Here is a 656-nt window from a genome sequence, read left to right on the forward strand (position 1 = left end):
ACTTAATCGTGCGGGGCTTCTTTTTGCCTGGAGAAAGTTATGCATACAGTTTCTGAAAATCAGTGCGGTAAATACGCATTACTGCTGCAACAGGCCAGAACCGAAGCACAGGCCGACGCTGCGACGCGCTTTTCTTCTCATCTTGATGCCATGATTCGCCACATCACAAAGGCGGAGTTATCCCGCGTGGAGATAGTCGAGCTGCTCAGTCAGGAGTCGGAAAATTTCACAATATCGGATTGTCTCGCGGGGAGGTGCTTTGATGTCCTGTTCTCGTTCAGTTGTATTACTGAATAACGCCTTAAAAATCGCCGTTATGAAAATGGCGATTTGTCTCTTATTCAACTTGGTCTTGATAAAGAAAAACGCGAAATAACTGAGTCTGTTATCGCGATTTATCAGAACGAATTAAACCTCCTGTCTGATGTGGTCAATTTACTTGTTAAACGCGCTGTGTTTCACAAGCAAATCTCCTCCGTGGATGAACTGACGAAATTAACGACAGAAATCGCCAGCTATTGCGCTGATGAATTTAAAAACCTTAACGACAAAAGGAACTGGTAATGCCGGACAACGTAGATTTTATTCAGGAACAACAGGCTGAATTACTGGAGCGCCAGATTAACGCGGCAAGGGTAAAACATTGCGGTGCTTCT

The 656-nt window shown here is 44.5% G+C and carries 3 pseudogenes; all 3 read left to right on the forward strand.

Annotated elements, in window-relative coordinates:
* Positions 1-39 precede the first annotated feature (39 nt).
* Positions 40-263 (forward strand): annotated as a pseudogene (locus tag AACU94_RS24560) (DUF2732 family protein).
* Positions 263-564, forward strand: a pseudogene (locus tag AACU94_RS24565) (DUF5405 family protein). The pseudogenes AACU94_RS24560 and AACU94_RS24565 overlap by 1 nt, the downstream one beginning before the upstream one ends.
* Positions 564-656 (forward strand): annotated as a pseudogene (locus tag AACU94_RS24570) (TraR/DksA family transcriptional regulator); the annotation flags it as partial. The pseudogenes AACU94_RS24565 and AACU94_RS24570, both read left to right, overlap by 1 nt.

This window comes from Escherichia sp. E4702 (assembly GCF_963883545.1).
GTDB lineage: Bacteria > Pseudomonadota > Gammaproteobacteria > Enterobacterales > Enterobacteriaceae > Escherichia.